This is a genomic window from Salmonella sp. 32082101201600294FB01SM01, assembly GCF_017572865.1.
Taxonomy (GTDB): domain Bacteria; phylum Pseudomonadota; class Gammaproteobacteria; order Enterobacterales; family Enterobacteriaceae; genus Salmonella; species Salmonella enterica.
Genome location: NZ_JAGESB010000001.1, coordinates 129,726 through 156,314 on the forward strand (window position 1 = coordinate 129,726; position 26,589 = coordinate 156,314).

Genomic DNA, 26,589 nt, shown 5'->3' on the forward strand with positions numbered 1-26,589 from the left:
ACCCGCCTGGGTTTCCGGCGGGTATTTTTATTCCTGGCAAACGGCATCCGTTTTGCCGGATGACGACCTGCAGTAAACGTAGCGCCATCAGGCATTCAGGACGCGGTCATTTGTCTTAATTACCCGACTGGTCTTTGGCACCTGCTTTTAAACGACGCCACAGAGTGGTGCGGCTAATCCCCAGATAACGCGCCGCCGCGGTCTTATCGCCATTAAAGCGCGCCAGTACATCCTGTAACGCGTGCGCATCCACGGTTGAAGGCGTCAGCTCTGCTGTGTTCACCATAAGCTCAGGTAATAACTGCCGCATAAATTGCCTGTCCAGCGTTGGCGCGGGATCGACGCTTAAAAAAAGCGCCAGGCGCTCCATCATATTACGCAGTTCGCGAATATTACCGGGCCAGCGCCAGGCCAGCAAAAGCGGCTGACACTGTGTCAATCCATGACGTATCGATTCGGTAAACGGAATTTCCATCGCCGCCAGCGACTGTTTTAAAAAGTTTTCCGCCAGCGGCAAAATATCAGCCTGCCGCTCGCGCAAAGGAGGAAGCGTCAGACGCAGAATACTCAGGCGATAAAAGAGATCGGGGCGAAAACGTCCTTGCATTATTTCCCGATCCAGATCGCAATGCGTAGCGCTGATCACCCGGACATCCACCGGGATCGGCTGGTGTCCGCCGACGCGAGTGACGGCTTTTTCCTCCAGTACGCGCAAGAGTCGGGTTTGTAACGGCAAGGGCATTTCGCCGATTTCATCCAGAAACAGCGTGCCGCCGTGTGCGATTTCAAACAGCCCCGCCCGGCCTCCTCGTCGTGAACCGGTAAACGCGCCCTCTTCATAACCAAACAGTTCCGCTTCCAGCAACGACTCGGTAATCGCGCCGCAATTGACGGCGACAAAGGGAGGGGATGGCTTATTCTGACGGTGAGGCTGGCGGTGAAAAAACGTCTGGTGAATCGCCTGCGCCGCCAGCTCTTTTCCGGTCCCTGTTTCCCCCTGAATCAGCACTGCCGCTCGGGAGCGGGCATAGAGTGTAATCGTCTGGCGGAGCTGCTCCATTTGCGGCGACTGGCCGCGTATATCGCCCAGTTCATACCGGGTTTGTAATCCCTTGCCGGATGGGTAATCCACGCGCTGTCGCCGTGTCAGACGGGTCATATCCAGCGCATCATGGAAAGCCTGACGAACGGTCGCCGCGGAATAAATAAAGATGGCGGTCATTCCCGCTTCTTCCGCCAGATCGGTAATTAATCCCGCGCCGACGACAGCCTCAATACCGTTGGCCTTAAGTTCGTTAATTTGCCCGCGCGCGTCCTCTTCGGTGACATAGCTTCGCTGTTCAAGACAGAGGTGAAACGTTTTCTGAAAGGCAAGTAAAGCCGGAATGGTCTCCTGATAGGTCACGATACCGATAGACGAGGTGAGCTTTCCCGCTTTCGCCAGTGCCTGTAATACATCGAATCCGCTGGGCTTGATGAGGATCACCGGTATTGACAGGCGACTTTTTAAATAGGCTCCATTCGAACCCGCCGCGATAATCGCGTCGCAGCGCTCGGTCGCCAGTTTTTTGCGAATGTAGGTCACCGCCTTTTCAAAGCCGAGTTGAATAGGCGTGATGGTCGCCAGATGATCGAATTCCAGGCTGATATCCCGAAACAGTTCGAACAGACGCGTTACGGAGACCGTCCAGATCACCGGTTTATCGCTATTATCGCGCGGAGCGCTGTGGGCAGTCGTCATCGCAGTAGGTTCATCTTTAAGGGGCGATTTTTTGTTTTAAACGTGTTTCATAAATGTTGCAATGAAACGGAACGATTCGTTTCATGAAACGTTAGCTGACACGTTTTTCTTTTCCCTTAATCGCGCTTATTCATAACAGAAATGACTGTAATCACCTGTTTTTAAATCTCATTGTATTTAATTTTCTCGCTGCCTCTTTGCCTGGCATAGCCTTTGCTTTGGTGAATACATCTTGAGTAACAATTTACTAACATGAGGACGAGATATGTCTTTACATTCGCCGGGGCAGGCATTTCGCGCCGCGCTCGCTAAAGAGAATCCATTACAAATTGTCGGCGCGATCAATGCTAACCATGCTCTGTTGGCCCAACGGGCCGGGTATCAGGCTATCTATCTTTCTGGCGGCGGCGTAGCGGCAGGCTCGCTTGGACTGCCGGATCTGGGGATTTCTACGCTGGATGATGTGTTAACCGATATCCGTCGCATCACGGATGTTTGCCCGCTGCCGCTGTTGGTGGATGCGGATATTGGCTTTGGCTCCTCCGCCTTTAATGTCGCGCGGACGGTAAAGTCCATAGCCAAAGCGGGCGCCGCCGCGCTGCATATTGAAGACCAGGTTGGCGCTAAGCGCTGTGGACACCGTCCAAACAAAGCGATCGTCTCGAAAGAGGAGATGGTAGACAGAATTCGGGCGGCAGTGGATGCGCGCACCGATCCGAACTTTGTGATCATGGCGCGTACCGATGCGCTGGCGGTGGAAGGGCTGGAGGCGGCTCTCGATCGCGCGCAGGCTTACGTGGATGCGGGGGCTGACATGCTGTTCCCGGAGGCGATCACCGAACTGTCGATGTACCGCCAGTTCGCCGACGTGGCGCAGGTGCCGATCCTCGCCAACATCACTGAGTTTGGCGCGACGCCGCTGTTTACGACCGACGAGTTGCGCAGCGCACACGTGGCGATGGCGCTCTATCCGCTGTCGGCGTTTCGCGCCATGAACCGCGCCGCAGAAAGAGTCTATACCGTGCTGCGCCAGGAAGGGACGCAAAAGAACGTGATCGACATCATGCAAACCCGCAACGAGCTGTACGAAAGCATCAATTACTACCAGTTCGAAGAGAAGCTGGACGCGCTGTACAGGAATAAAAAATCGTAGCCTGTAGGCCTGATAAGGCGAAGCCGCCATCAGGCAATGCCGGATGGCACTACGTTTATCCGGCTTACACGCCTCAATACCCTACACATTAAAAAAATGACGAGGACACTATGAGCGACACCACGATCCTGCAAAATAATAACCATGTCATTAAGCCCAAAAAATCCGTCGCCTTGTCTGGCGTACCAGCCGGAAATACCGCTCTGTGTACCGTGGGAAAAAGCGGTAACGATCTGCACTATCGCGGTTACGACATTCTCGATCTGGCGGAGCATTGCGAATTTGAAGAAGTCGCGCATTTGCTGATCCACGGAAAATTACCGACCCGCGATGAGCTGAACGCTTATAAAAGCAAGTTAAAAGCGCTGCGCGGATTACCCGCCAATGTCCGTACCGTTCTGGAAGCGTTACCGGCGGCCTCGCACCCGATGGACGTGATGCGTACCGGCGTTTCCGCGCTGGGCTGCACCCTGCCGGAAAAAGAGGGACATACCGTCTCCGGCGCGCGCGATATTGCCGATAAGCTGTTGGCCTCGCTCAGCTCTATCCTTCTTTACTGGTATCACTACAGTCACAACGGCGAACGTATTCAGCCGGAAACCGACGATGATTCCATCGGCGGCCATTTCCTGCATCTGCTGCATGGTGAAAAGCCAACCCAAAGCTGGGAAAAGGCGATGCATATTTCGCTGGTGCTGTATGCCGAGCATGAGTTCAACGCCTCGACGTTTACCAGCCGGGTGATTGCCGGGACCGGCTCGGATGTCTACTCCGCGATTATCGGCGCGATTGGCGCGCTGCGGGGCCCGAAACACGGCGGGGCGAATGAGGTGTCGCTGGAAATTCAACAGCGTTATGAAACGCCGGACGAGGCAGAGGCGGATATCCGTAAACGCGTGGAAAACAAAGAGGTGGTGATTGGCTTTGGACATCCGGTTTACACCATCGCCGACCCGCGCCATCAGGTGATCAAACGGGTGGCGAAACAGCTTTCAGAAGAAGGCGGCTCGCTGAAGATGTACCACATCGCCGACCGTCTGGAAACGGTGATGTGGGAGACCAAAAAGATGTTCCCGAATCTCGACTGGTTTTCGGCGGTCTCCTACAACATGATGGGCGTCCCTACCGAAATGTTCACCCCGCTGTTTGTCATCGCCCGCGTTACCGGCTGGGCGGCGCACATTATTGAACAGCGTCAGGACAACAAGATTATTCGCCCCTCTGCCAACTATACCGGGCCGGAAGATCGTCCGTTTGTCTCGATAGACGATCGTTGCTAACTCACTCTTATTAAAAATAAAACGCAGGAAACGTACCCTATGTCTACCCAAGAACTGAACATCCGCCCGGAATTTGACCGCGAAATCGTCGATATCGTGGATTACGTGATGAACTACGACATCACCTCAAAGGTGGCGTACGACACCGCGCATTATTGCCTGCTCGACACGCTCGGCTGTGGTCTGGAAGCGCTGGAATACCCGGCCTGTAAAAAATTGCTTGGGCCGATCGTACCAGGCACGGTGGTGCCCAACGGCGCACGCGTGCCGGGCACCCAGTTCCAGCTCGATCCGGTACAGGCAGCTTTTAACATTGGCGCGATGATCCGCTGGCTCGATTTTAACGATACCTGGCTTGCCGCCGAGTGGGGCCATCCTTCTGATAACCTCGGTGGTATTCTGGCGATTGCGGATTGGTTGTCACGTAACGCCGTCGCCGCCGGCAAAGCGCCGCTGACCATGAAACAGGTATTGAGCGGGATGATCAAAGCCCATGAAATTCAGGGCTGCATCGCGCTGGAAAACGCCTTCAACCGTGTCGGGCTTGATCATGTGTTGCTGGTCAAAGTGGCCTCGACCGCGGTGGTCGCTGAAATGCTGGGGCTGACGCGCGATGAGATCCTCAACGCGGTATCGTTGGCGTGGGTCGACGGCCAGTCGCTGCGCACTTATCGTCATGCGCCGAATACCGGTACGCGCAAATCCTGGGCGGCGGGCGATGCGACTTCGCGCGCGGTACGTCTGGCGCTGATGGCGAAAACCGGCGAGATGGGCTATCCCTCGGCGCTCACCGCCAAAACCTGGGGCTTCTACGACGTTTCATTCAAAGGTGAAACGTTCCGTTTCCAGCGCCCTTACGGCTCCTACGTGATGGAAAACGTGCTATTCAAAATTTCTTTCCCGGCAGAGTTCCACTCGCAAACCGCCGTCGAAGCGGCGATGACGCTGTATGAGCAGATGCAGGCCGCGGGTAAAACGGCAGCGGATATCGAGAAAGTGACCATCCGCACCCACGAAGCCTGTCTCCGCATTATCGATAAAAAAGGCCCGCTCAATAACCCGGCGGACCGCGATCACTGTATCCAGTATATGGTCGCCGTGCCGTTGCTGTTCGGACGGTTAACCGCGGCGGATTATGAAGACGAGGTGGCGCAGGACAAGCGTATTGACGCCCTGCGCGAGAAAATCGTGTGTTATGAGGACCCGGCTTTTACCGCCGACTATCACGACCCGGAAAAACGTGCTATCGGCAATGCGATCACCGTGGAGTTTACTGATGGCTCACGCTTTGGCGAGGTTGTCGTGGAGTATCCGATTGGTCATGCGCGTCGCCGCGCCGACGGTATTCCGAAGCTTATCGAAAAATTTAAAATTAACCTGGCGCGTCAGTTCCCGACTCGCCAGCAGCAACGCATTCTGGATGTCTCCCTGGACAGAGCCCGCCTGGAGCAGATGCCGGTTAACGAATACCTCGATTTATATGTCATCTGAGCCAGCCAGCAGTAAGGCGTAAGTTCAACAGGAGAGCGTGATGTCTTTTAGCGAATTTTATCAGCGTTCCATTAACGAACCGGAGACGTTCTGGGCCGAGCAGGCCCGGCGTATCGACTGGCGACAGCCGTTTACGCAGACGCTGGATCATAGCCGTCCACCGTTTGCCCGCTGGTTTTGCGGCGGCACCACTAACTTATGTCATAACGCCGTTGACCGCTGGCGGGATAAACAGCCGGAGGCACTGGCGCTGATTGCCGTCTCATCAGAGACCGATGAAGAGCGTACATTTACCTTCAGCCAGTTGCATGATGAAGTCAACGCTGTGGCCGCTATGCTGCTGTCGCTGGGCGTGCAGCGTGGCGATCGCGTATTGGTCTATATGCCGATGATTGCCGAAGCGCAGATAACCCTGCTGGCCTGCGCGCGCATTGGTGCGATCCATTCGGTGGTCTTTGGCGGTTTTGCCTCGCACAGCGTGGCGGCGCGCATTGACGATGCCAGACCGGCGCTGATTGTGTCGGCGGATGCCGGAGCGCGGGGCGGTAAAATCCTGCCGTATAAAAAGCTGCTTGATGACGCTATTGCGCAGGCGCAGCATCAGCCGAAACACGTTCTGCTGGTGGACAGAGGGCTGGCGAAAATGGCGTGGGTGGATGGGCGCGATCTGGATTTTGCCACGTTGCGCCAGCAGCATCTCGGCGCGAGCGTGCCGGTGGCGTGGCTGGAATCCAATGAAACCTCATGCATTCTTTACACCTCCGGCACTACCGGCAAACCGAAAGGCGTCCAGCGCGACGTCGGCGGTTATGCGGTGGCGCTGGCAACCTCGATGGACACCATTTTTGGCGGCAAGGTGGGCGGCGTATTCTTTTGCGCATCGGATATCGGCTGGGTCGTCGGCCACTCCTATATCGTTTACGCGCCGCTGCTCGCAGGCATGGCGACTATTGTTTACGAAGGACTGCCGACGTACCCGGACTGCGGGGTCTGGTGGAAAATTGTCGAGAAATACCAGGTTAACCGGATGTTTTCCGCTCCGACCGCGATTCGCGTGCTGAAAAAATTCCCGACGGCGCAAATCCGCAATCACGATCTCTCCTCGCTGGAGGCGCTTTATCTGGCCGGTGAGCCGCTGGACGAGCCGACGGCCAGTTGGGTGACGGAGACGCTGGGTGTGCCGGTTATCGACAATTATTGGCAGACGGAGTCCGGCTGGCCGATCATGGCGCTGGCCCGCGCGCTGGACGACAGGCCGTCGCGTCTGGGAAGCCCAGGGGTGCCGATGTACGGTTATAACGTCCAGCTACTCAATGAAGTCACCGGCGAGCCCTGCGGCATAAATGAAAAGGGAATGCTGGTGATCGAGGGGCCGCTGCCGCCGGGCTGTATTCAGACTATTTGGGGCGACGATGCGCGTTTTGTGAAGACTTACTGGTCGCTGTTTAACCGTCAGGTTTATGCCACCTTCGACTGGGGAATCCGCGACGCCGAGGGGTATTACTTTATTCTGGGCCGTACCGATGATGTGATTAATATTGCGGGCCATCGGCTGGGGACGCGAGAAATAGAAGAAAGTATCTCCAGCTACCCGAACGTAGCGGAAGTGGCGGTAGTGGGGATAAAAGACGCTCTGAAAGGGCAGGTAGCGGTGGCGTTTGTTATTCCGAAGCAGAGCGATACGCTGGCGGATCGCGAGGCGGCGCGCGACGAGGAAAAAGCGATTATGGCGCTGGTGGACAACCAGATCGGTCACTTTGGTCGTCCGGCGCATGTCTGGTTTGTCTCGCAGCTCCCCAAAACGCGTTCCGGAAAGATGCTTCGCCGCACGATCCAGGCGATCTGTGAAGGCCGCGATCCGGGCGATCTGACAACTATTGACGATCCCGCGTCGTTGCAGCAAATTCGCCAGGCGATCGAGGAATAGCCGTAGGCCGGATAAGCCGCGTCCGGCAACGGGTTAGCGTCAGCGACTGAATAGTGGGGTGTAAAGTCGGGAAAGGGCGGCAGCGCGCCGCCCTGTAACAGAATTAACGCAGAATATTTTTCTCAGCCAGATCCAGCGCGAAGTAACTGAAAATCAAATCGGCGCCGGCGCGTTTAATCGAGCCCAGACTTTCCAGCACGACCTTTTCTTCATCAATGGCGCCAGCCATAGCAGCAAATTTAATCATGGCGTATTCACCGCTCACCTGGTAAGCGCCAAGCGGCAACTCTGTGCGTTCGCGGATTTCACGCAGCACGTCCAGATACGCGCCGGCCGGTTTCACCATTAAGCAATCCGCGCCCTGGGCTTCATCGAGCAGTGATTCGCGAATCGCTTCACGGCGGTTCATCGGATTCATTTGATACGTCTTGCGGTCGCCTTTTAACGCGGTACCCGCTGCTTCACGGAAGGGGCCGTAGAAAGAAGAGGCGAACTTGGTGGAGTAGGACATTATTGCCGTATCGGTAAAACCGGCGGCATCCAGCGCCTGGCGGATAGCCTGGACTTGTCCATCCATGGCCGCGGAGGGCGCAATAAAATCTGCTCCAGCCGCCGCCGCGATAACGGCCTGCTTGCCGAGGTTGGCCAGCGTCGCATCGTTATCCACACCGTGTTCGCACAACACGCCGCAGTGGCCGTGCGAGGTGTATTCGCAGAAGCAGGTGTCGGACATGACGATCATCTCCGGCACGGTTTGCTTACAGATGCGGGACATTCTTGCCACCAGACCGTCTTCTTTCCAGGTATCGCTGCCGGTGTCATCAGTATGGTGGGAAATGCCGAAGGTCATAACGGAACGAATGCCAGCATTTGCGATACGCTCAATCTCTCGCGCCAGCTGCTTTTCCGGGATACGCATTACGCCGGGCATGGCATCAATAGCTTTGTAATCGTCGAGTTCTTCTTCAACAAAGATCGGCAACACCAGGTCGTTCAGGCTAAGTGTTGTCTCTTCAAACATAGCGCGCAGCGCAGCGGATTTGCGCAAGCGGCGAGGGCGATGGATAAGGTCTGTCATGGTCTGCCTGATGTTTGTGGAATCGAAGGCCCAGTATACCTGAATCTGCAGGCAGATGTTTTACGAAAACGGTCCTTAACGTAGCAGGCGCAGCCCCAGCGGCGGCAGAACATGGCGCTTCTTTTATATACCGGAGATTAATACCTCAGGCACTATATCATTTTAAATAAGAATTAGTTTTACGTTGTTTTTAGTTTTATTTCATCGTCATTTAAGTAAATGTGGGTTTTAACATTATTCATATTTATTTTATTTTTCTTTAATCCATATTTATCTCATATGTATTTTATTTTTTTATTTTCTTGTAACCTCATGAAAAAGAATGATTTTTAATTATCCATTTTCCTTTTATTACGTCTTTTTAATTCATGTCCGAATCCGGACTGAGGATAAAGAATAATTGAACCTTTTAGCAATGACGCCGCATAATCCTCCTTGCTAAACATCTATATGTTTTTATGCATTGATAATTGATGGATCAACTATATTACGTCCCTGAGGAGGGATGACAAATGCACTCCTGGAAAAAGAAACTTGTAGTCTCACAATTAGCATTGGCTTGCACTCTGGCAATCACTTCTCAGGCGAATGCTACTACTTACGATACCTGGACTTATTACGACAATCCTACCACCGCGCTTGATTGGAATAATATGGATGCCGCAGGCACTGTTGATGGTAACTATGTAAACTATAGCGGTTTCGTTTACTACAACAATGCCAATGGTGATTTCGATCAGACGTTCAACGGTGACACTGTTAACGGTACGATTTCTACCTATTATCTGAACCATGATTATAATGACGCAACCAGTAATGAGCTGAATATTAGTAATTCAGTTATTCATGGCTCGATTACTTCCATGCTGCCGATTGGTTATTACGATCGTTTTGATACGTTGGATCACGATGGGTATTCTGAATATTATCGGTTCAACAACGGTACTGATACTGTTGACGGAAACTGGTATGACGGTGATGTGTTCACGCTGAACATCGCTAATTCCACCATTGATGATGATTATGAAGCGTTTTACTTCACTGATTCCTATAAGGATGGTGATGTAACTAAGTACACAAATGAAACATTCGATGTCAGCGAAGGCGTGGCGGTGAATCTTGATGTAGAAAGCAACATCAATATTTCCAACAATTCCCGTGTTGCAGGTATTGCCTTGTCTCAGGGAAATACTTACAACAACACTTACACGACGGAATCCCATAACTGGGATAACAATATTAATGTATTTGACTCTACTGTAACTTCCGGTTCAGATTATATCCTGGATAGTGCTTATACTACTGACACTGGTACTTTTGGCACAGGTCACTTTGGCAATTCCGATGAGCCGAGCGATTATACTGGTGCTGGCGACGTTGCATTATCTTTCACTGATGACAATGGTGCTTCAGACTATGCAATGAAGAACAATGTGTACTTCAGTAATTCTACGCTGATGGGTGATGTCAAATTTACCAGTAACTGGAACGCCAATTTCGATGCGGATGGTGATGATACTAACGGTGATGGTGTTCCTGATACCAACCATGGCTGGGCTGATGACGGCCTCAACGTCGACGAACTGAACCTTACACTTGATAATGGCAGTAAGTGGGTTGGTCAGGCGACTTATACTGTTGATACAACGTCCCGTATGTATGATGTTGAAACGAACAGCCTTACTCCAGGCGCAACATTGGAAGATAATGCCTGGAATCGTATCGTTGGTAATGAAGTTTTCCAGAGCGGCGTGTTTAACGTGACGCTGAACAATGGTTCTGAATGGGACACCGTTGGGGACTCGACTGTTGATACTCTGGCTGTAAACAATGGTTCTCAGGTTAATGTTTCTAATTCTGATTTAACATCAGACACCATTAATTTGACTAATGGTTCTTCACTGAACATTGGTGAAGATGGTTATGTTGACACCGATCACCTGACAATTGACTCCTATAGTACTGTTGGTTTGACCGAATCTACTGGATGGAGCACTTATTCCAATCTGTATGCCAATACCATCACCGTAACTAACGGTGGTGTGTTGGATGTGAATGTTGGTCAGTTTGATACCGAAGTATTCAGCACTGATAAACTGGAACTGACCAGCGGCAATACTGCTGATCACAACGGTAATGTTGTTTCTGGTGTGTTCAATATCCATAGCAGTGATTATGTTCTGAATGCTGACCTGGTGAACGACCGTACCTGGGATACCACTCAGGCTAACTATGGTTACGGTACTATCGCGATGAACTCTGACGGTCACCTGACCATCAACGGTAATGGCGATATCAACAACGGCGACGAACTGGATAACAGCTCTGTTGATAATGTTGTAGCGGCCACTGGTAACTATAAAGTTCGCATCGACAACGCTACTGGTGCTGGTTCTGTTGCGGATTACAAAGGCAACGAGCTGATTTATGTCAATGACGTAAACACCGATGCGACCTTCTCTGCAGCAAACAAAGCTGACCTGGGTGCTTACACCTATCAGGCTAAGCAGGAAGGCAACACTGTCGTGCTGGAACAGATGGAACTGACCGACTACGCTAACATGGCGCTGAGCATTCCTTCTGCGAACACCAATATCTGGAACCTGGAACAAGACACCGTTGGTACTCGTCTGACCAACGCTCGTCATGGCCTGGCGGATAACGGCGGCGCATGGGTAAGCTACTTCGGCGGTAACTTCAACGGCGACAACGGCACCATTAACTACGATCAGGATGTTAATGGCATCATGGTCGGTGTTGATACCAAAGTTGACGGTAACAACGCTAAGTGGATCGTTGGTGCGGCAGCAGGCTTCGCGAAAGGCGATCTGAGCGATCGTACCGGTCAGGTGGATCAGGACAGCCAGTCTGCCTACATCTACTCTTCCGCTCGTTTCGCAAACAACATCTTTGTTGATGGTAACTTGAGCTACTCTCACTTCAACAACGATTTGTCTGCTAACATGAGCGACGGTACTTACGTTGACGGCAACACCTCTTCTGACGCCTGGGGCTTTGGCTTGAAACTGGGTTATGATCTGAAGCTGGGTGATGCAGGCTACGTAACGCCTTACGGCAGCGTATCCGGTCTGTTCCAGTCTGGCGACGACTACCAGCTGAGCAACGACATGAAAGTTGACGGTCAGTCCTACGACAGCATGCGTTATGAAATCGGTGTAGATGCAGGTTATACCTTCACTTACAGCGAAGATCAGGCGCTGACGCCGTACTTCAAACTGGCTTACGTTTACGACGACTCCAACAACGATGCTGACGTAAACGGCGACTCTATCGACAACGGCGTAGAAGGTTCTGCGGTACGTGTTGGTCTGGGTACTCAGTTCAGCTTCACGAAGAACTTCAGCGCCTACACCGATGCTAACTACCTCGGCGGCGGTGATGTTGATCAAGACTGGTCTGCAAACGTTGGTGTTAAATATACCTGGTAATCATTTTCTCTCAGGAGAAATAAAGGTAATTTAAACTGAAAAATGCCCGTCAAGGACTTGACGGGCATTATTGCAAGGAATGCATATGTTATCTTTAAGCAAGCCACTACAGGAATTCAACAGACTCGATAAATGCCTTTCTAAGCATGGTACGCGTTTCGAGTTTGTTAACGATAAAGAGATTATCTGTTCACCTGATGAAAGTAATACCCATACCTTTGTTATTTTAGAGGGGGTTGTTTCGTTAGTTCGGGGTGATAAAGTTCTTATTGGTATTGTGCAGGCCCCCTTTATTTTCGGCTTAGCCGATGGTGTGGCGAAAAAAGAGGCACAATATAAATTAATTGCGGAGAGCGGTTGCATCGGTTATCGCCTCTCATCATCACAAACTCTCGCCATCATTGAGCAGAACCAACTGTGGCGTGAGGCCTTCTGTTGGTTAGTATGGAAAAGCCAGGTACTGGAACTTCGTGACAAGCAGCTCATTGGTAATAATTCTTACGACCAGATTCGTGCGACGTTAATGACAATGATTGAGTGGGATGAAGAACTTCGCTCACGTATTGGTGTTATGAATTATATTCATCAACGAACGCGCGTATCGCGATCGGTGGTGGCGGAAGTTCTCGCGGCCCTGCGTAAGGGTAATTACATTGAAATGAATAAAGGCAAACTGATTAGTATTAACCGTTTGCCCTCCGAATATTAACAAAAATGTTGTGCCTCGTCTGATATAGCGCGAGGCGCGACGACTCAGGATGCAGGAATAGCAATCGGTTTATTGCCGCTTAACTCAGTAACCAAATCGTTAATCCCGTCGCTCATATTGGTAAAACGCGTGAGGGGGGAACGGGTTACGACCACAAAAGCGCCAATATTATATTGTGGGATCATCGCCATATAGGTAATAAAACCGCCGCCGCCTCCTGTTTTCTGGATAATGCCAGGACGTCCGTCTTTTGGCGCCATATAGACCCAGCCCAGACCGAGCGCGTCGGCTTTACCTGGTACGTCCATCCCGATGATTTTCTTTAACTGTGTGCGCTGATAAATCAACGTTTGCATACGATCGGCCTGATGGCTACGGTGATAGAAATCTGACGACAGATACTGTTGCATCCAGCGCATCATATCTCCTGGCGTAGAATAGACCCCGCCGCTGCCAATGGCAGCCAGCGTATTATTACAGGGGCTTGCGCCTTTCTCTGCCACCATCAGACGCTTACACTGATCGGGAGAAGGGGTAAACGTGGTGTCTTTCATTCCCAGCGGGCGGGTAATCTTTTCTTCAAACAGTTGCGTATAAGGTTTGCCGGAGGCGGTCGCCAGCGCGTCGGCTAGCAGGTCGAACGCCAGATTGGAATAGGCCGCCTGCGAGCCTGGCGCAACTTTTAACGTTGCTGTGGAGAGCCAGTTCCAGCGTTGTTCGCGGGTTGGCCAGACAAATACCGGACGATGCGCCGCGCCGCCGGGCTGTTCTCGCGGAAGCGCGCTGGTATGGGTCGCTAAGTTGACCAACGTAATCGGCGTGCCTTGATACGTCGGGACATGCGCGCCGGGAGGCGCATATTTGCTGAGAGGGTCGTTTAATTTTACCGTTCCCTGATCGAGCAATTTTACCAACATTTCACTGGTCATTAGCTTGGTGAGAGAAGCGATACGAATGACCGAATCAAGCTGTGGACGAACATTATTGCCCGGTCTGGTGTCACCGAAACTACGAAACACGCGTTGATTGCCGTCGATCACCACCAGCGCCATGCCCGTGGCGCCGCTACCATAAAAGATATGCTCGGCATAACGATCAACGATATCAGAGGCAAAAACCGGATCGGCAATCGGCTGAGCCGCCTGGACAGAAGTAAGTGATGCCGCAAACAGCATGGCAGTAAAAAGCAGACTACGTTTCAACGGTGATGTCCATAAGTGAAATAACGGTGGTTATGCGTATTTATACTACCCGGCGGCACATTGCAAAACGTTAAAGAGAAAAAAGTGGGTGAAAAAACGTAACGGCGGGTTTTCGTGATGAAGAATGTTTACTTTTGTGATAGAGCGCTTGTGATAACCTGATAGCGCCAGCCTGCCTGCTTAGAATGAAACTCGTCGAAACAATTCTGTTGAGCAGAAGTGCGAACTAAGCGTCACAACGTAGGTCACAATGCCTGGTTTAGCCCTTTCATTTGCGTGGGCATGGCGTGATATTGCCGCCGTTACAGCAGCCGTAATAAAGAGAAGAAGTTAGCAGGAGAGCATGATGTTTAAATCTTTTTTCCCAAAGCCAGGGCCGTTTTTCATGTCGGCATTTGTTTGGGCGCTGATCGCCGTCATTTTCTGGCAGGCGGGAGGAGGAGATTGGGTGGCGCGACTTGTAGGGGCATCCGATGAAGTGCCTATCAGCGCAGCGCGCTTCTGGTCGCTGGACTATCTGATTTTTTATGCTTATTACCTGATTTGCGTGGGATTATTTGCAACGTTCTGGTTCATCTATAGCCCGCACCGCTGGCAGTATTGGTCGATACTTGGCACCTCGCTCATTATTTTTGTCACCTGGTTTTTGGTGGAGGTTGGCGTTGCGGTTAACGCCTGGTACGCGCCGTTCTATGATTTGATTCAAACGGCGCTCAGCTCGCCGCACAAGGTCACTCTTGGTCAATTTTATCATGAAGTGGGGGTGTTTCTCGGTATTGCGCTTATCGCCGTGGTGATCGGCGTGCTGAACAACTTCTTTGTCAGCCACTATGTATTTCGCTGGCGTACCGCAATGAATGAGCACTATATGGCGCACTGGCAGTACCTGCGCCATATCGAAGGGGCCGCCCAGCGTGTGCAGGAAGATACCATGCGTTTTGCCTCTACACTGGAGAATATGGGCGTGAGTTTTATCAATGCCATCATGACGCTCATCGCCTTTCTGCCGGTGTTGGTCACCCTGTCAGCGCATGTGCCGGATTTACCCATCGTAGGACATATCCCTTACGGCCTGGTCATTGCCGCTATAGTCTGGTCATTAATGGGGACGGGCCTGCTGGCAGTCGTCGGGATCAAATTGCCGGGGCTGGAATTTAAAAATCAGCGAGTGGAAGCCGCTTATCGTAAGGAGCTGGTCTACGGTGAAGATGACGCCAGCCGCGCCACGCCGCCAACCGTCCGTGAACTGTTTAGCGCGGTGCGCCATAACTACTTCCGTCTCTACTTTCACTATATGTATTTCAACATCGCGCGCATTCTCTATTTGCAGGTCGATAACGTTTTCGGTTTGTTCCTGCTGTTTCCTTCCATTGTTGCCGGTACGATTACGCTGGGGCTGATGACGCAAATCACCAACGTGTTTGGCCAGGTGCGCGGTTCGTTCCAGTATTTGATTAACTCCTGGACGACTCTGGTGGAGCTGATGTCTATTTATAAACGTTTACGTAGCTTTGAACGTCAGTTGGATGGTCAGCCAGTTCAGGAAGTGACCCACTCTTTTAGCTAACAGAAGGAAACGTTATGTCGGCGGCGTCCCGTCTTTATCCTCTGCCTTTTCTGGCGGTTGCCATATTGGCTGGCTGTAGTAGTCAATCCGGGCAGCCGGTGAGCAAGGGCGAGAAGCCTGTCGACGTGGCAAGCGTAGTACGTCAGAAAATGCCGGCCAGTGTCAAAGACAGAGAGGCCTGGGCGAAAGACATCGCGACAACGTTTAAGAGCCAGGGGCTGACACCGACGGTAGAAAATATCTGTTCGGTGCTGGCTGTCGCCCAGCAGGAGTCCGGTTATCAGGCGGATCCTGTCGTGCCGGGGCTAAGTAAAATAGCCTGGCAGGAGATTGATCGCCGTGCTGAACGACTACACATTCCGCTGTTTCTGGTGCACACCGCGCTGAAAATTAACTCCCCTAACGGCAAGAGCTATAGCGAACGCCTGGACACGGTAAAAACCGAAAAACAGCTTAGCGCTATTTTTGACGACTTTATCAATATGGTTCCTATGGGGCAGACGCTATTTGGCTCATATAACCCGGTGCATACGGGCGGCCCGATGCAGGTCAGCATTGCCTTTGCCGAACAGCACGCGAAAGGTTATCCGTGGAAGATGGCGGGTACGGTACGTCAGGAGGTCTTTACGCGCCGTGGCGGATTGTGGTTTGGAACCTACCATTTGCTGAATTACCCGGCGAACTACAGCGCGCCTGTTTTCCGCTTCGCCGACTTCAACGCGGGATGGTACGCCAGCCGTAACGCTGCGTTCCAGAATGCCGTCAGTAAAGCCAGTGGGGTAAAACTGGCGCTGGATGGCGATCTGATTCGTTATAACAGCAAGAAACCGGGCAAAACAGAGTTAGCGGTGCGCAAACTGGCAGGGCAGTTGGGAATGAGTGAGCGCGAAATTCGCAGCCAACTGGAGAAAGGCGATAGCCTGGCGTTTGAAAAAACGGCGCTCTACAAGAAAGTCTATAAACTGGCCGAGGCCAAAACGGGCAAGACGCTTGCGCGGGAAATGTTGCCCGGTATTCAACTGGAAAGTCCGAAGATCACGCGCAAGCTGACGACCGCCTGGTTTGCTAAACGAGTTGATGAGCGGCGGGCGCGGTGTATGGGGCGATAAATTTCGCGCTGGGATATTTTCTCCAGCGCGCTAAGGTTTATTGGTGACGGTGACGCCAGCGTAAAAACGCGGCGATAACGGCGAAAATGAGGCAGCCCGTGAGGAAGGGCACCAGGCCAAAAATCGTCCCGACGCCCAGCCCAATCTCTACCCGCGGTCGACCTGTATCCTGTACCTGCATCAGATGCTCATAGATGCCCGGCGCATGAACCAGCAGGTTTAAGAGTTGCGCTCCGGCCCAGAAGCAAAACAGTACAAATATGGCGTAAGCAATATTTCCGGGCGTAGAGGAGGTTTCTCGATGCTTCCCGCTGAACAGCGATTTTGAGAGAGTGAAATCAGCCATAAAGACCTCCAGGATGATCGGCTACGATCTGGCGTTATGCCATCGGCTTACTGTGAAGTCTGACAGGTCATTGTGTTTGTCAATATCAGAATCATGGTAATTTCACATACGGAATGTATCCATCGCGTAAATTTTTGTTAGCTGTCACAAAACGATCACTTTTATCAAAATCAATTAACATTTAAGAAATTCCGTATCCCCCACAGACTCGCTCGCCAGAAGTATGCAAAAATACGTTTTTGTTGCTGTTAATACGTCGGAGTCGTTATGCGTTTGCCTGTAAAAATTCGTCGTGACTGGCACTACTATGCCTTCTCTATTGGCCTTATCTTTATTTTGAATGGCGTCGTAGGATTGCTGGGTTTTGAGGCGAAAGGATGGCAAACCTATGGCGTTGGGCTGGTAACGTGGATTATCAGCTTCTGGCTGGCGGGGTTCATCATTCGCCGGCGCGAAGATGATGAGGTAAAAGACGCCCGATAAACGTTGCGCTATCGGGCGTGCGCTATTACATCGTGGTTTTTAAGGCGTTATTCGCCGTATGGCGTTCCAGCGCCAGCTCAATCAGGCGGCTGATCAAATCGGTATAGCCCAATCCGCTCGCCTGCCAGAGTTTTGGATACATACTGATATTGGTAAAACCTGGCAGCGTATTGATCTCGTTAATCACGACCTCATTGTCTGCCGTTAAGAAGACATCGACACGCGCCATACCCGCGCACCCCAGCGTCTGATAAGCCTGGATCGCGATCGCGCGGATCTTGTCATTCACCTCGGAAGGGATCTGCGCAGGCACGACAACTTGTGCGCCGTTATCATCAATATACTTAGTATCGTAGGCGTAAAATTCGCTATTCAGTACGATTTCGCCGCAGGTACTGGCCTGTGGGTTATCGTTACCTAATACGGCACATTCGATCTCGCGCCCTTTGATCCCTTGCTCCACCACCACTTTATGATCGAATTCGAAAGCCAGCGCGACCGCCTGCTGATATTGCGCTTCGTTAGCGACTTTACTAACGCCGACCGAAGAGCCCTGATTGGCGGGCTTAACGAACAGCGGCAGTCCCAGACGGGATTCAACCTCGGCAAAACTAAACGCGTGACGATTCGTTCGGGTGAGTGTAATAAACGGGGCGATATTCAGTCCTGCATCGCGTAGCAGTCGTTTGGCGACGTCTTTATCCATGCAGGCTGCGGAGCTCAGCACGTCTGAACCGACAAACGGTAAGTTTGCGACGCGCAGCATCCCCTGCAATGAGCCGTCTTCGCCCAGCGTACCGTGGACGATAGGAAAAATAACATCTACCGTCGGTAGCGGCTGCCCGTTCTGGGCGTTAATCAACTGGTGTTGGTGTTTGCCAGGCACCTGGGCCAGACTGATTGCCGAAGGACGTAGCGCGATATGTGCCGGATCGTCTGCATTCTGCAAATAATTTTCCGCATCGTTAACATGCCATTGTCCTGCCTTATCTATCCCTAACAGCACCACGTCGAAGCGGGTTTTATCGATCGCATCAACGATATTTTTCGCTGATTGCAAAGACACTTCATGTTCCGCCGACTTACCGCCAAATACTATTCCTACCCGCAATTTCGCCATCTTAAAAACCCATTCCATCGAATGCAAAGCGTATACATTACCACGACAAAACGCGGGTTTCGCGGGCTTCTGCCATAATGTTTATGGGATGTGAGAACGGAGGCCGCGTGAGAGGTAAGGGTTTTCTGATTATTGTGCTGTTGGGCGGCATTGGCGGACTGGGATATCGTTATCTTCCCTCTTATTATAATCCTTTTGCTCCGCTACAACTTGCCGATCCGCCAGGCTGGATCACTACCTTCAAACTACAGCGCCTTACGCTGTCGCAGTGCCGGGAGCTTTTGACGGCGGCCAATCAACAGGGATTAATTTCATCACAACCTGTTGCGGATAGCACTGGTGAATGTCCCTTGTCCCATGTTGTGCGCGTCAGAGATTTTGGCCAGGTCAAACTGAGCAGCAGTTTTTTAGCCTCCTGCCCGTTGGCGCTGCGCTCCGCGCTGTTTGTCGAACAGCAGGCAAAACCTTTAACAGAAACGTGGATGAAGCGCCGCCTGACCCGCATCGAACATCTGGGCAGCTATGCCTGCCGTAATATTTATCATCGCCCGGATGCGCGTCTCAGTGAACATGCCAGCGCAGAAGCGCTGGATGTCAGCGGGTTTCAGCTATCGGATGGCCGAAAAATCACTGTTCTGCGCGGCTGGGGGCGTGAGGAGACGGGGCCCTGGTTACGCGCTATGTTAAACGCCAGTTGCCATTATTATGGCAATGGACTCGGGCCTGACTATAACGCTGCTCATGCTAACCATTTTCATCTTGGAATGCGGGGCTACGGCGTGTGTCGTTAAAGCATAAACGTCTGCCTTGCGCGGCTATATAATGTGATATGTTTCACAAAAATGATGAACGGGGAGACAAAATAGCAAAGTGTGACGTATCGCACCTCTGGAACCACCAGGAAAATGAGAGCTTGCTAAGCTAACGCGTATTTTCAGCTACTTACCGTTACGAGTCTTATGGAATCCTGGAAAGTTAATCTAATTTCCGTTTGGTTTGGATGTTTTTTTACCGGGCTGGCAATCAGCCAAATCCTGCCATTTTTACCCCTTTATATTTCCCAGCTTGGCGTCTCTTCCCATGAAGCGTTATCAATGTGGTCCGGGTTAACGTTTAGCATCACGTTTCTTATTTCCGCCATTGTGTCGCCGATGTGGGGCAGTCTCGCCGATCGTAAAGGGCGTAAACTGATGCTATTGCGCGCGTCGCTCGGGATGGCGATAGCTATTCTACTGCAGGCATTCGCGACCCATGTCTGGCAACTTTTCCTGCTGCGCGGAATCATGGGGTTAACGTCAGGCTATATCCCCAATGCCATGGCGCTGGTAGCCTCTCAGGTACCGCGCGAACGTAGCGGCTGGGCGCTCAGTACGCTTTCTACCGCGCAGATCAGCGGCGTTATCGGCGGGCCGTTAATGGGCGGCTTTGTCGCGGATCATATCGGGCTGCGGGCGGTATTTCTGATTACCGCCATGCTGTTGGTGGTGAGCTTTCTGGTCACGCTATTTTTAATTAAAGAAGGCGTACGTCCGGTCATCAGGAAAAGCGAACGCCTGAGCGGTAAAGCCGTTTTTGCGTCGTTACCTTATCCTGCGCTGGTGATCAGTTTGTTTTTTACCACGATGGTCATTCAACTCTGTAATGGTTCCATCAGTCCAATCCTGGCGCTGTTTATCAAATCAATGATGCCGGACAGTAATAACATCGCCTTTCTTAGCGGGTTAATTGCCTCGGTGCCCGGTATCTCCGCGCTTATCTCCGCGCCTCGCCTGGGAAAACTTGGCGACAGAATCGGCACGGAAAGAATTCTGATGGCCACGCTTATCTGCGCAGTGCTGCTTTTCTTCGCGATGTCCTGGGTCACCACGCCGTTCCAGTTGGGGCTGTTGCGTTTCTTGTTAGGCTTTGCCGATGGCGCGATGTTACCCGCCGTACAAACGTTATTGGTGAAATACTCCAGCGATCAAATTACCGGACGTATTTTTGGTTACAACCAGTCATTTATGTACCTGGGCAACGTGGTTGGGCCGTTGATGGGCGCGACGGTATCGGCGATGGCCGGTTTCCGCTGGGTTTTTATCGCTACGGCGGCGATCGTGTTGATCAATATTGGGCAACTGACCCTGGCGTTACGTCGTCGGCGTAACGCGCAAAAAGCGAAAGGCCAATAGCGGTGCGTCGTAACGGCGCTTCTGCCGTTACGATATGGTTTAAATTAAAAGATATATTCTTTATCCGTGAAGTTTTTCTATAGATGGCATAACCTTAAATTATGATATAGCGTGATTATTGTTTTTTGATGGTTTATTATCGTCTCGTTTTCGGTCTGAGAAACGTTTCGCTGCGGCGACAGTGATAATTATTTGTGTAAAGTTCTTCCTGTATCATAAAAATAGTACTTTCAGCCTCTAGGCAGTGGTTCTTCATAGTGATAACGTCACCCTGGAACTAATAAGGAAATATGGTCATGAAAAATCTCATAGCAGAGTTGTTGCTTAAGCTAGCCCAAAAAGAAGAAGAGTCGAAAGAACTGGTTGCTCAGGTAGAAGCGTTAGAGATTATCGTCACAGCAATGTTACGTAACATGGCGCAAAACGAGCAGGAGATGTTGATACGTCAGGTAGAGGGGGCACTTGAAGGCGTAAAGCCGGATGCCAGCGTTCCTGATCACGATACGGAATTGCTGCGCCAATATGTAAAAAAGTTGCTGAGACACCCCCGGCACTAATCGTATTTTAAAACAACACAGTTGTTATAACGTTACTTTTATAAAGTAGCTCTGGCCGCTTCGTTTTTATTTTGCTCTGTATTAACCAGAAGAAAATAAAAACGAAGCGGCTATGGTAATAACAGTGTAACGCTATGCGCTGTTCTTCTGCATCCTGCCAGTGTGACTGTGGATAATCGAATTGCACATTAGCCTACGGTTTGTCAATCAATAAAACATCTATTGCTCACGGTAAGTAATACTTTTACAACCGGGTGGTATTTTTGCCAGTAACAGCCAGACTTATATAAAGTCCCTGGGATATTTCCCAAAGGGACAACGTGTAATGTGTACACTGACAAAAGGATGGCGCTATGAAAATAACATTACTGGTGACTTTACTTTTTGGCCTGGTCTTTTTAACCGCCGTCGGCGCAACCGAGAAACCGTTAACGCCGCAACAGCAGCGCATGACGACCTGTAATCAGCAGGCGACAGCGCAAGCGTTGAAAGGCGATGCGCGTAAAACCTACCTTAGCGACTGCCTGAAAAACAGTAAGTCAGCCCCTGGCGAGAAAAGCCTGACGCCGCAACAGCAGAAAATGCGTGAATGCAATGTTCAGGCGACGGAACAATCCCTGAAAGGCGATGACCGTAGCAAGTTTATGAGCGCCTGCCTGAAAAAAGCGGCGTAGTGCTATCGGGTGAGCCCTGAAAAACACTCACCCGAAATTTCATACTCCCTCCATGCGCTCTGTTTCTATAATTTGGGAAAATTGTTTCTAAATGTTCCCAAAAATAATGAATGATGAAAATTTTTACCGAAAAGCAGTTGAACAGGCGGTAGCGCCGCCTGACCCTCCTGATGATCGTCAGCGCTCCGGGTTGCGCTTCGCCCGGCGCATCAGGCTACCGCGCGCGGTGGGGTTAGGGGGGATGTTTTTACCGGTGGCCGCCGTGTTAGTGACTCAACCTGTCTTTGGCGGCTGGTGGCTGTTGCTGGTCGGCTGGTCTTTTGTCTGGCCGCATCTGGCGTGGCAGTGGTCGGCGAAAGCCCTTGATCCGCTACGTCAGGAAATTTACAACCTGAAAGTGGATGCGATCCTCTCCGGCATGTGGGTCGCGCTGATGGGCGTCAATATGTTGCCTGCCGCCGCGCTGTTTATGATGATGAGCATGAATCTGATGGGGGCTGGCGGGCGGCAGCTATTCACTGCCGGAATGGGGCTTTTGCTGGCGTCATGTCTGGTGACGTTGCAGCTTACCGGGCTACCCGTCGCTATGCGAAGTTCGTCGCTGGAAGTCACACTCTCTTTGCCCGTCATTATGTTGTATCCGCTTCTGTTCGCCTGGGTAAGTTACCAAACGGCCATTAAATTAGCGGAACATAAGCGACGCTTGCAGGCGATGAGCTCGCGGGATGGCATGACCGGCGTCTATAACCGACGCCACTGGGAAATTTTATTACGTAATGAATTCGATCACAGCCGACGCCACCATCGGGAGGCGACATTGTTGATTATCGACATCGATCATTTTAAGAGCATTAACGACACCTGGGGGCATGATGTTGGGGATGAGGCTATTATCGCCCTGACGCGTCAATTACAGATAACGCTACGCGGGAGTGATATTATCGGGCGCTTTGGCGGCGACGAATTTGCGGTGATTATGTGCGGAACGCCGGCAGACAGCGCGATTACCGCCATGTCGCGAGTGCATGAACGGCTAAATACCTTACGCTTGCCGGGCGCGCCGCAGGTCATGTTACGTATCAGCGTGGGCGTGGCGCCGTTAACGCCACAAATCGGTCATTATCGGGAATGGCTAAAGTCTGCGGATATGGCGCTTTACAAAGCAAAGAATGCCGGACGTAACCGCACCGAAGTGGCGGCATGACGTCCAGCCGGGCTTCAGGATTTACTGAGCGCCTCTGATTTTTCCATACACTTCGTCATCGCTTCTATTACCGCAGCGCGGAAGCCACGTTCTTCCAGAACGCGTACGGCTTCAATCGTCGTTCCGCCAGGCGAGCACACCATATCTTTCAGTTCGCCGGGATGTTTTCCGGTTTCGAGTACCATTTTCGCCGATCCCATGACGGCCTGCGCGGCGAATTTATAAGCCTGAGCGCGAGGCATACCGCCCAGAACGGCAGCGTCCGCCATCGCCTCGATAAACATAAAGACATAGGCCGGCGAAGATCCGCTCACGCCAACCACCGGATGGATCATCGGCTCAGCAATCACTTCCGCCTCGCCAAAGCAGCGGAAAATATTCAGGACATCAGCCGTATCTTCCGGTGTGACCAGCGCGTTGGGCGTGACGGAGGTCATTCCTGCGTTAACCAGCGACGGCGTATTCGGCATAGCGCGAATGATTTTACGGTCGTGTCCCAGCGCGCGCGCAAGCTGATCAAGCGTTACGCCTGCGGCGATAGAGACCACCAGAGAGTCTTTGTTCAGGCTGGAGGAGATTTCACTGAGCACTTTCACCATAATGCCCGGTTTTACCGCGCCGAAAACGATATCCGCGACCTGAGCGACCTCCTGCGCGCTTTGCGCCGCATTAATGCCGTACTGGTCATGCAGGGCGGCAACTTTATCGGGGGAGGGGGTGTAGACCCAGATCTGACCGGGAAGTACCTGACCGCTGGCAATCAGTCCGCCAAGAATAGCCTTGCCCATATTACCGCAGCCAATAAAACCGATTTTCTTCTCCATCTCGTCACTCCCTATGTTTGTGTGTTATGGGGAATGGTTAGCTTAACGCGGATTGAAAACGGGCAGAAGGAGAAACAGCACTTTGATGAAAGACAAAAGCGCGAGACAATAAAAGATTGTATACCGTACGGGAGACATTATGACCATCTGGGTGGATGCGGATGCGTGTCCGAATGTCATTAAAGAAATTTTGTACCGCGCCGCCGAGCGGATGCAGTTGCCGCTTATTCTGGTTGCCAATCAGGCCTTGCGTGTGCCGCCTTCGCGTTTTATCCGCACGCTCCGCGTGGCCGCCGGGTTTGACGTGGCGGACAATGAAATTGTGCGTCAATGCGAAGCGGGCGATCTGGTGATTACCGCGGATATTCCGCTGGCGGCTGAAGTGCTGGAAAAAGGCGCTGCGGCTCTTAATCCCCGGGGAGAACGCTATAGCGACGCCACGATTCGCGAACGTCTGACGATGCGTGACTTTATGGACACGCTACGCGCCAGCGGCGTACAAACGGGGGGACCAAACACTCTCTCGCCGCGCGATCGTCAGCATTTTGCCGCCGAGCTGGATAAGTGGTGGCTGGAAAGCCAGCGTAAAAAATAAATCGTGTAATGAAAAATTTACAGTTTATTCATTTCTGATTCTTGCTATAGTACTAATATTGTGACTTTAGTACTTTAATGTAAATTATTGTTTACATTTATGCGTTGTACTAGTTAGATGATATGATTATAACATTGCTGATATCAAATCCTGCGTATGCGCAGTTCCTGGGGGAACGCCTGCTATGATGCAACCTCTTTATCTTGTTGGCCCGCGGGGCTGTGGGAAAACCACCATCGGTATGGCGCTGGCGCAGGCAACCGGTTTTCGGTTTGCAGATACCGACCGCTGGCTGCAATCGCACGTGCAGATGAGCGTCGCTGATATCGTTGAAAAAGAAGGCTGGGGAGGGTTCCGCGCCCGGGAAACCGCGGCCCTGGAAGCGGTAAGCGCGCCTTCGACTGTTGTGGCGACGGGGGGCGGTATTATTCTCACGGAGTATAACCGACGTTATATGCACCGTGTTGGCGTAGTGATTTATCTGTGCGCGCCGGTATCCACGCTGGTTAACCGGCTTGAGGCTGAACCTGAAGCGGATCTGCGCCCGACCCTCACCGGCAAGCCGTTGAGCGAAGAGGTTCGGGAAGTGCTTGAGCAGCGTGACGCGTTGTATCGCGAAACGGCGCATTACATTATTGACGCGACGAAAACGCCGGCCCAGGTCGTTTCTGAAATTATTGCGGCGTTGCCGCCGTCGACGCAACGGTTACAGGGAGATGTCTATACTTAACGCTCACCCAGAATAAAGGAAACGCTATGCCAACCAGACCACCTTATCCGCGGGAAGCTTATATCGTCACCATTGAAAAAGGCACGCCGGGCCAGACGGTGACGTGGTATCAGCTACGGGCTGATCATCCGAAACCTGATTCGCTCATCAGCGAGCATCCGACCGCAGAAGAAGCGATGGATGCGAAAAAACGTTACGAAGATCCGGATAAATCATAGACGCATGAACCACTCGGAAGGGATTCCGGGTACCCCTAAATTGTATCTCCATCACATTCTTGAAACATTTATACTGGCAACTAAAACCGTAAATTAAGCGATAACAATACAATATTGGAGTTATTTGGAATCTTTACACAATACGTTGCTCATCTGCTGCTACGCTTTCTGAGATTTGTAGGGCAGGTAGCGCGGTGAGCGTGTGAATATTTGCCCGGGAATTACGACGAAGTAATAAGGTGGAATAAAAATGAGTGCGTCGTTGGCAATCCTCACAATCGGCGTTGTGCCAATGAGCGAAGTGTTACCGCTTCTGACGGAATACATCGACGAACAACACATCACCCATCATAGCCTGCTGGGAAAAATGAGCCGGGAAGACGTTATGGCGGATTACGCTGTAGAGCCTGGCGACGATCCGCTTTTGACGTTGCTGAATGATAACCAGATAGCCCATGTTTCCCGCCAGAAAGTGGAGCGAGATTTACAGAGCGTTGTCGAGGTGCTGGATAACCAGGGTTATGACGTCATTATACTGATGAGCACCGCGGCGATTAAAAGTATGGCAGCCCGTAATTCTATTTTGCTTGAACCGCTGCGTATTATTCCACCGCTTGTCGCCTCTATTGTGGATGGGCATCAGGTGGGCGTGATTGTGCCTGTTGCAGAACTTCTGGCGGCCCAGGAGAAAAAATGGCAGGTATTGCAAATGCCGCCGGTGTATTCGCTGGCGAATCCGGTTCACGGTTCTGAGCAACAGTTAATTGATGCCGGGCAGGCGCTATTGGATCAAGGCGCGGACGTCATTATGCTGGATTGTCTGGGTTTTCATCAGCGTCATCGGGATATTTTACAGCAGGCGCTGGATGTGCCGGTTTTACTCTCTAATGTTTTGATTGCGCGGTTAGCTTCAGAACTGCTTGTCTAATTTTACGTGACAGGCCGAACGTCAGGACTCTAT

24 protein-coding genes are annotated in these 26,589 nt (G+C 51.7%); 18 read left to right on the forward strand and 6 right to left on the reverse strand.

Translation table 11 applies throughout. The features are described from left to right. Window positions 1–115: 115 nt before the first annotated feature. Window positions 116–1,741 carry a propionate catabolism operon regulatory protein PrpR gene (prpR, locus tag J4645_RS00620; RefSeq protein ID WP_000205269.1) on the reverse strand — a complete coding sequence of 542 codons (1,626 nt, stop codon included), beginning with the start codon at window positions 1,739–1,741 and terminating at the stop codon, window positions 116–118. A gap of 265 nt (window positions 1,742–2,006) precedes the next feature. Between prpR and prpB the strand changes: the two genes are divergently transcribed. The 4 genes from prpB (at window position 2,007) to prpE (ending at window position 7,592) form a co-directional block, all read left to right on the forward strand. After that, on the forward strand, window positions 2,007–2,894 hold the full coding sequence (gene prpB / locus J4645_RS00625) for a methylisocitrate lyase (RefSeq protein WP_000052222.1): 888 nt from the start codon (window positions 2,007–2,009) through the stop codon (window positions 2,892–2,894). Window positions 2,895–3,004: 110 nt separating this feature from the next. Continuing rightward, on the forward strand, window positions 3,005–4,174 hold the full coding sequence (gene prpC / locus J4645_RS00630) for a 2-methylcitrate synthase (protein ID WP_001285878.1): 1,170 nt from the start codon (window positions 3,005–3,007) through the stop codon (window positions 4,172–4,174). A 39-nt stretch (window positions 4,175–4,213) separates the two neighbouring features. Beyond that, entirely contained in the window at window positions 4,214–5,665 is a 1,452-nt protein-coding gene (locus J4645_RS00635) for a bifunctional 2-methylcitrate dehydratase/aconitate hydratase (protein ID WP_000107076.1), read from the forward strand. A 40-nt stretch (window positions 5,666–5,705) separates the two neighbouring features. Continuing rightward, on the forward strand, window positions 5,706–7,592 hold the full coding sequence (prpE, locus tag J4645_RS00640; protein ID WP_023214874.1) for a propionate--CoA ligase: 1,887 nt from the start codon (window positions 5,706–5,708) through the stop codon (window positions 7,590–7,592). A gap of 103 nt (window positions 7,593–7,695) precedes the next feature. On the opposite strand, the gene hemB is transcribed toward prpE, so the two are convergent. Continuing rightward, window positions 7,696–8,670, reverse strand: a complete 975-nt coding sequence (gene hemB / locus J4645_RS00645) for a porphobilinogen synthase (protein ID WP_000130724.1) — start codon at window positions 8,668–8,670, stop codon at window positions 7,696–7,698. Between the two features lie 512 nt (window positions 8,671–9,182). Between hemB and J4645_RS00650 the strand changes: the two genes are divergently transcribed. After that, window positions 9,183–12,119, forward strand: a complete 2,937-nt coding sequence (locus J4645_RS00650) for an autotransporter outer membrane beta-barrel domain-containing protein (protein WP_000556519.1) — start codon at window positions 9,183–9,185, stop codon at window positions 12,117–12,119. Between the two features lie 85 nt (window positions 12,120–12,204). After that, entirely contained in the window at window positions 12,205–12,828 is a 624-nt protein-coding gene (iprA, locus tag J4645_RS00655; RefSeq protein WP_000950236.1) for a hydrogen peroxide resistance inhibitor IprA, read from the forward strand. Between the two features lie 44 nt (window positions 12,829–12,872). On the opposite strand, the gene ampH is transcribed toward iprA, so the two are convergent. Then, a complete protein-coding gene (gene ampH / locus J4645_RS00660) occupies window positions 12,873–14,030 on the reverse strand; it encodes a D-alanyl-D-alanine-carboxypeptidase/endopeptidase AmpH (protein ID WP_000830775.1) in 1,158 nt (385 codons plus the stop codon). Window positions 14,031–14,376: 346 nt separating this feature from the next. On the opposite strand from ampH, the gene sbmA reads away from it, so the two are divergent. Continuing rightward, the gene (gene sbmA / locus J4645_RS00665; RefSeq protein ID WP_000477023.1) at window positions 14,377–15,597 is read left to right on the forward strand and encodes a peptide antibiotic transporter SbmA; all 1,221 of its coding nucleotides are present in this window, start codon (window positions 14,377–14,379) and stop codon (window positions 15,595–15,597) included. A 14-nt stretch (window positions 15,598–15,611) separates the two neighbouring features. Further along, window positions 15,612–16,706, forward strand: coding sequence for a surface-exposed outer membrane lipoprotein YaiW (gene yaiW / locus J4645_RS00670; RefSeq protein WP_001271425.1), 1,095 nt, complete (start codon window positions 15,612–15,614; stop codon window positions 16,704–16,706). A gap of 37 nt (window positions 16,707–16,743) precedes the next feature. Here the strand turns inward: yaiW and J4645_RS00675 are convergent, their stop codons facing one another. Beyond that, window positions 16,744–17,052: a YaiY family protein gene (locus tag J4645_RS00675; protein ID WP_000763139.1), complete on the reverse strand. Its 309-nt coding sequence runs from the start codon at window positions 17,050–17,052 to the stop codon at window positions 16,744–16,746. A gap of 267 nt (window positions 17,053–17,319) precedes the next feature. On the opposite strand from J4645_RS00675, the gene J4645_RS00680 reads away from it, so the two are divergent. After that, window positions 17,320–17,535, forward strand: a complete 216-nt coding sequence (locus tag J4645_RS00680) for a DUF2754 family protein (RefSeq protein WP_001239240.1) — start codon at window positions 17,320–17,322, stop codon at window positions 17,533–17,535. 25 nt (window positions 17,536–17,560) lie between these two features. Here J4645_RS00680 and ddlA read toward each other — a convergent pair whose 3' ends face one another. Next, window positions 17,561–18,655: a D-alanine--D-alanine ligase gene (ddlA, locus tag J4645_RS00685; RefSeq protein WP_001096588.1), complete on the reverse strand. Its 1,095-nt coding sequence runs from the start codon at window positions 18,653–18,655 to the stop codon at window positions 17,561–17,563. A gap of 77 nt (window positions 18,656–18,732) precedes the next feature. Here ddlA and J4645_RS00690 point away from each other — a divergent pair, with 77 nt between their 5' ends. From J4645_RS00690 to adrA, 5 genes are all read left to right on the forward strand, one after another. After that, on the forward strand, window positions 18,733–19,446 hold the full coding sequence (locus J4645_RS00690) for an extensin family protein (protein ID WP_024147073.1): 714 nt from the start codon (window positions 18,733–18,735) through the stop codon (window positions 19,444–19,446). A 168-nt stretch (window positions 19,447–19,614) separates the two neighbouring features. After that, on the forward strand, window positions 19,615–20,826 hold the full coding sequence (locus tag J4645_RS00695; RefSeq protein WP_000446772.1) for a multidrug efflux MFS transporter: 1,212 nt from the start codon (window positions 19,615–19,617) through the stop codon (window positions 20,824–20,826). Between the two features lie 296 nt (window positions 20,827–21,122). Beyond that, on the forward strand, window positions 21,123–21,383 hold the full coding sequence (iraP, locus tag J4645_RS00700; RefSeq protein WP_001518423.1) for an anti-adapter protein IraP: 261 nt from the start codon (window positions 21,123–21,125) through the stop codon (window positions 21,381–21,383). A gap of 353 nt (window positions 21,384–21,736) precedes the next feature. Beyond that, window positions 21,737–22,057: a phosphate starvation-inducible protein PsiF gene (gene psiF / locus J4645_RS00705; RefSeq protein WP_000705162.1), complete on the forward strand. Its 321-nt coding sequence runs from the start codon at window positions 21,737–21,739 to the stop codon at window positions 22,055–22,057. Between the two features lie 91 nt (window positions 22,058–22,148). Beyond that, entirely contained in the window at window positions 22,149–23,261 is a 1,113-nt protein-coding gene (gene adrA, locus J4645_RS00710; protein WP_023214876.1) for a diguanylate cyclase AdrA, read from the forward strand. A 14-nt stretch (window positions 23,262–23,275) separates the two neighbouring features. Here the strand turns inward: adrA and proC are convergent, their stop codons facing one another. Then, window positions 23,276–24,085: a pyrroline-5-carboxylate reductase gene (gene proC, locus J4645_RS00715; protein WP_000412193.1), complete on the reverse strand. Its 810-nt coding sequence runs from the start codon at window positions 24,083–24,085 to the stop codon at window positions 23,276–23,278. A gap of 139 nt (window positions 24,086–24,224) precedes the next feature. Here proC and J4645_RS00720 point away from each other — a divergent pair, with 139 nt between their 5' ends. The 4 genes from J4645_RS00720 to J4645_RS00735 all read left to right on the forward strand — a co-directional run bounded on the left by J4645_RS00720 (window position 24,225) and on the right by J4645_RS00735 (window position 26,556). Further along, window positions 24,225–24,680, forward strand: coding sequence for a YaiI/YqxD family protein (locus tag J4645_RS00720; protein ID WP_000158137.1), 456 nt, complete (start codon window positions 24,225–24,227; stop codon window positions 24,678–24,680). A 184-nt stretch (window positions 24,681–24,864) separates the two neighbouring features. Next, a complete protein-coding gene (aroL, locus tag J4645_RS00725) occupies window positions 24,865–25,410 on the forward strand; it encodes a shikimate kinase AroL (protein ID WP_000983570.1) in 546 nt (181 codons plus the stop codon). Window positions 25,411–25,436: 26 nt separating this feature from the next. Next, window positions 25,437–25,628, forward strand: a complete 192-nt coding sequence (yaiA, locus tag J4645_RS00730) for a protein YaiA (protein WP_001143161.1) — start codon at window positions 25,437–25,439, stop codon at window positions 25,626–25,628. A gap of 250 nt (window positions 25,629–25,878) precedes the next feature. Continuing rightward, window positions 25,879–26,556: an AroM family protein gene (locus J4645_RS00735; RefSeq protein ID WP_001276437.1), complete on the forward strand. Its 678-nt coding sequence runs from the start codon at window positions 25,879–25,881 to the stop codon at window positions 26,554–26,556. The last annotated feature ends 33 nt before the right edge of the window (window positions 26,557–26,589 follow it).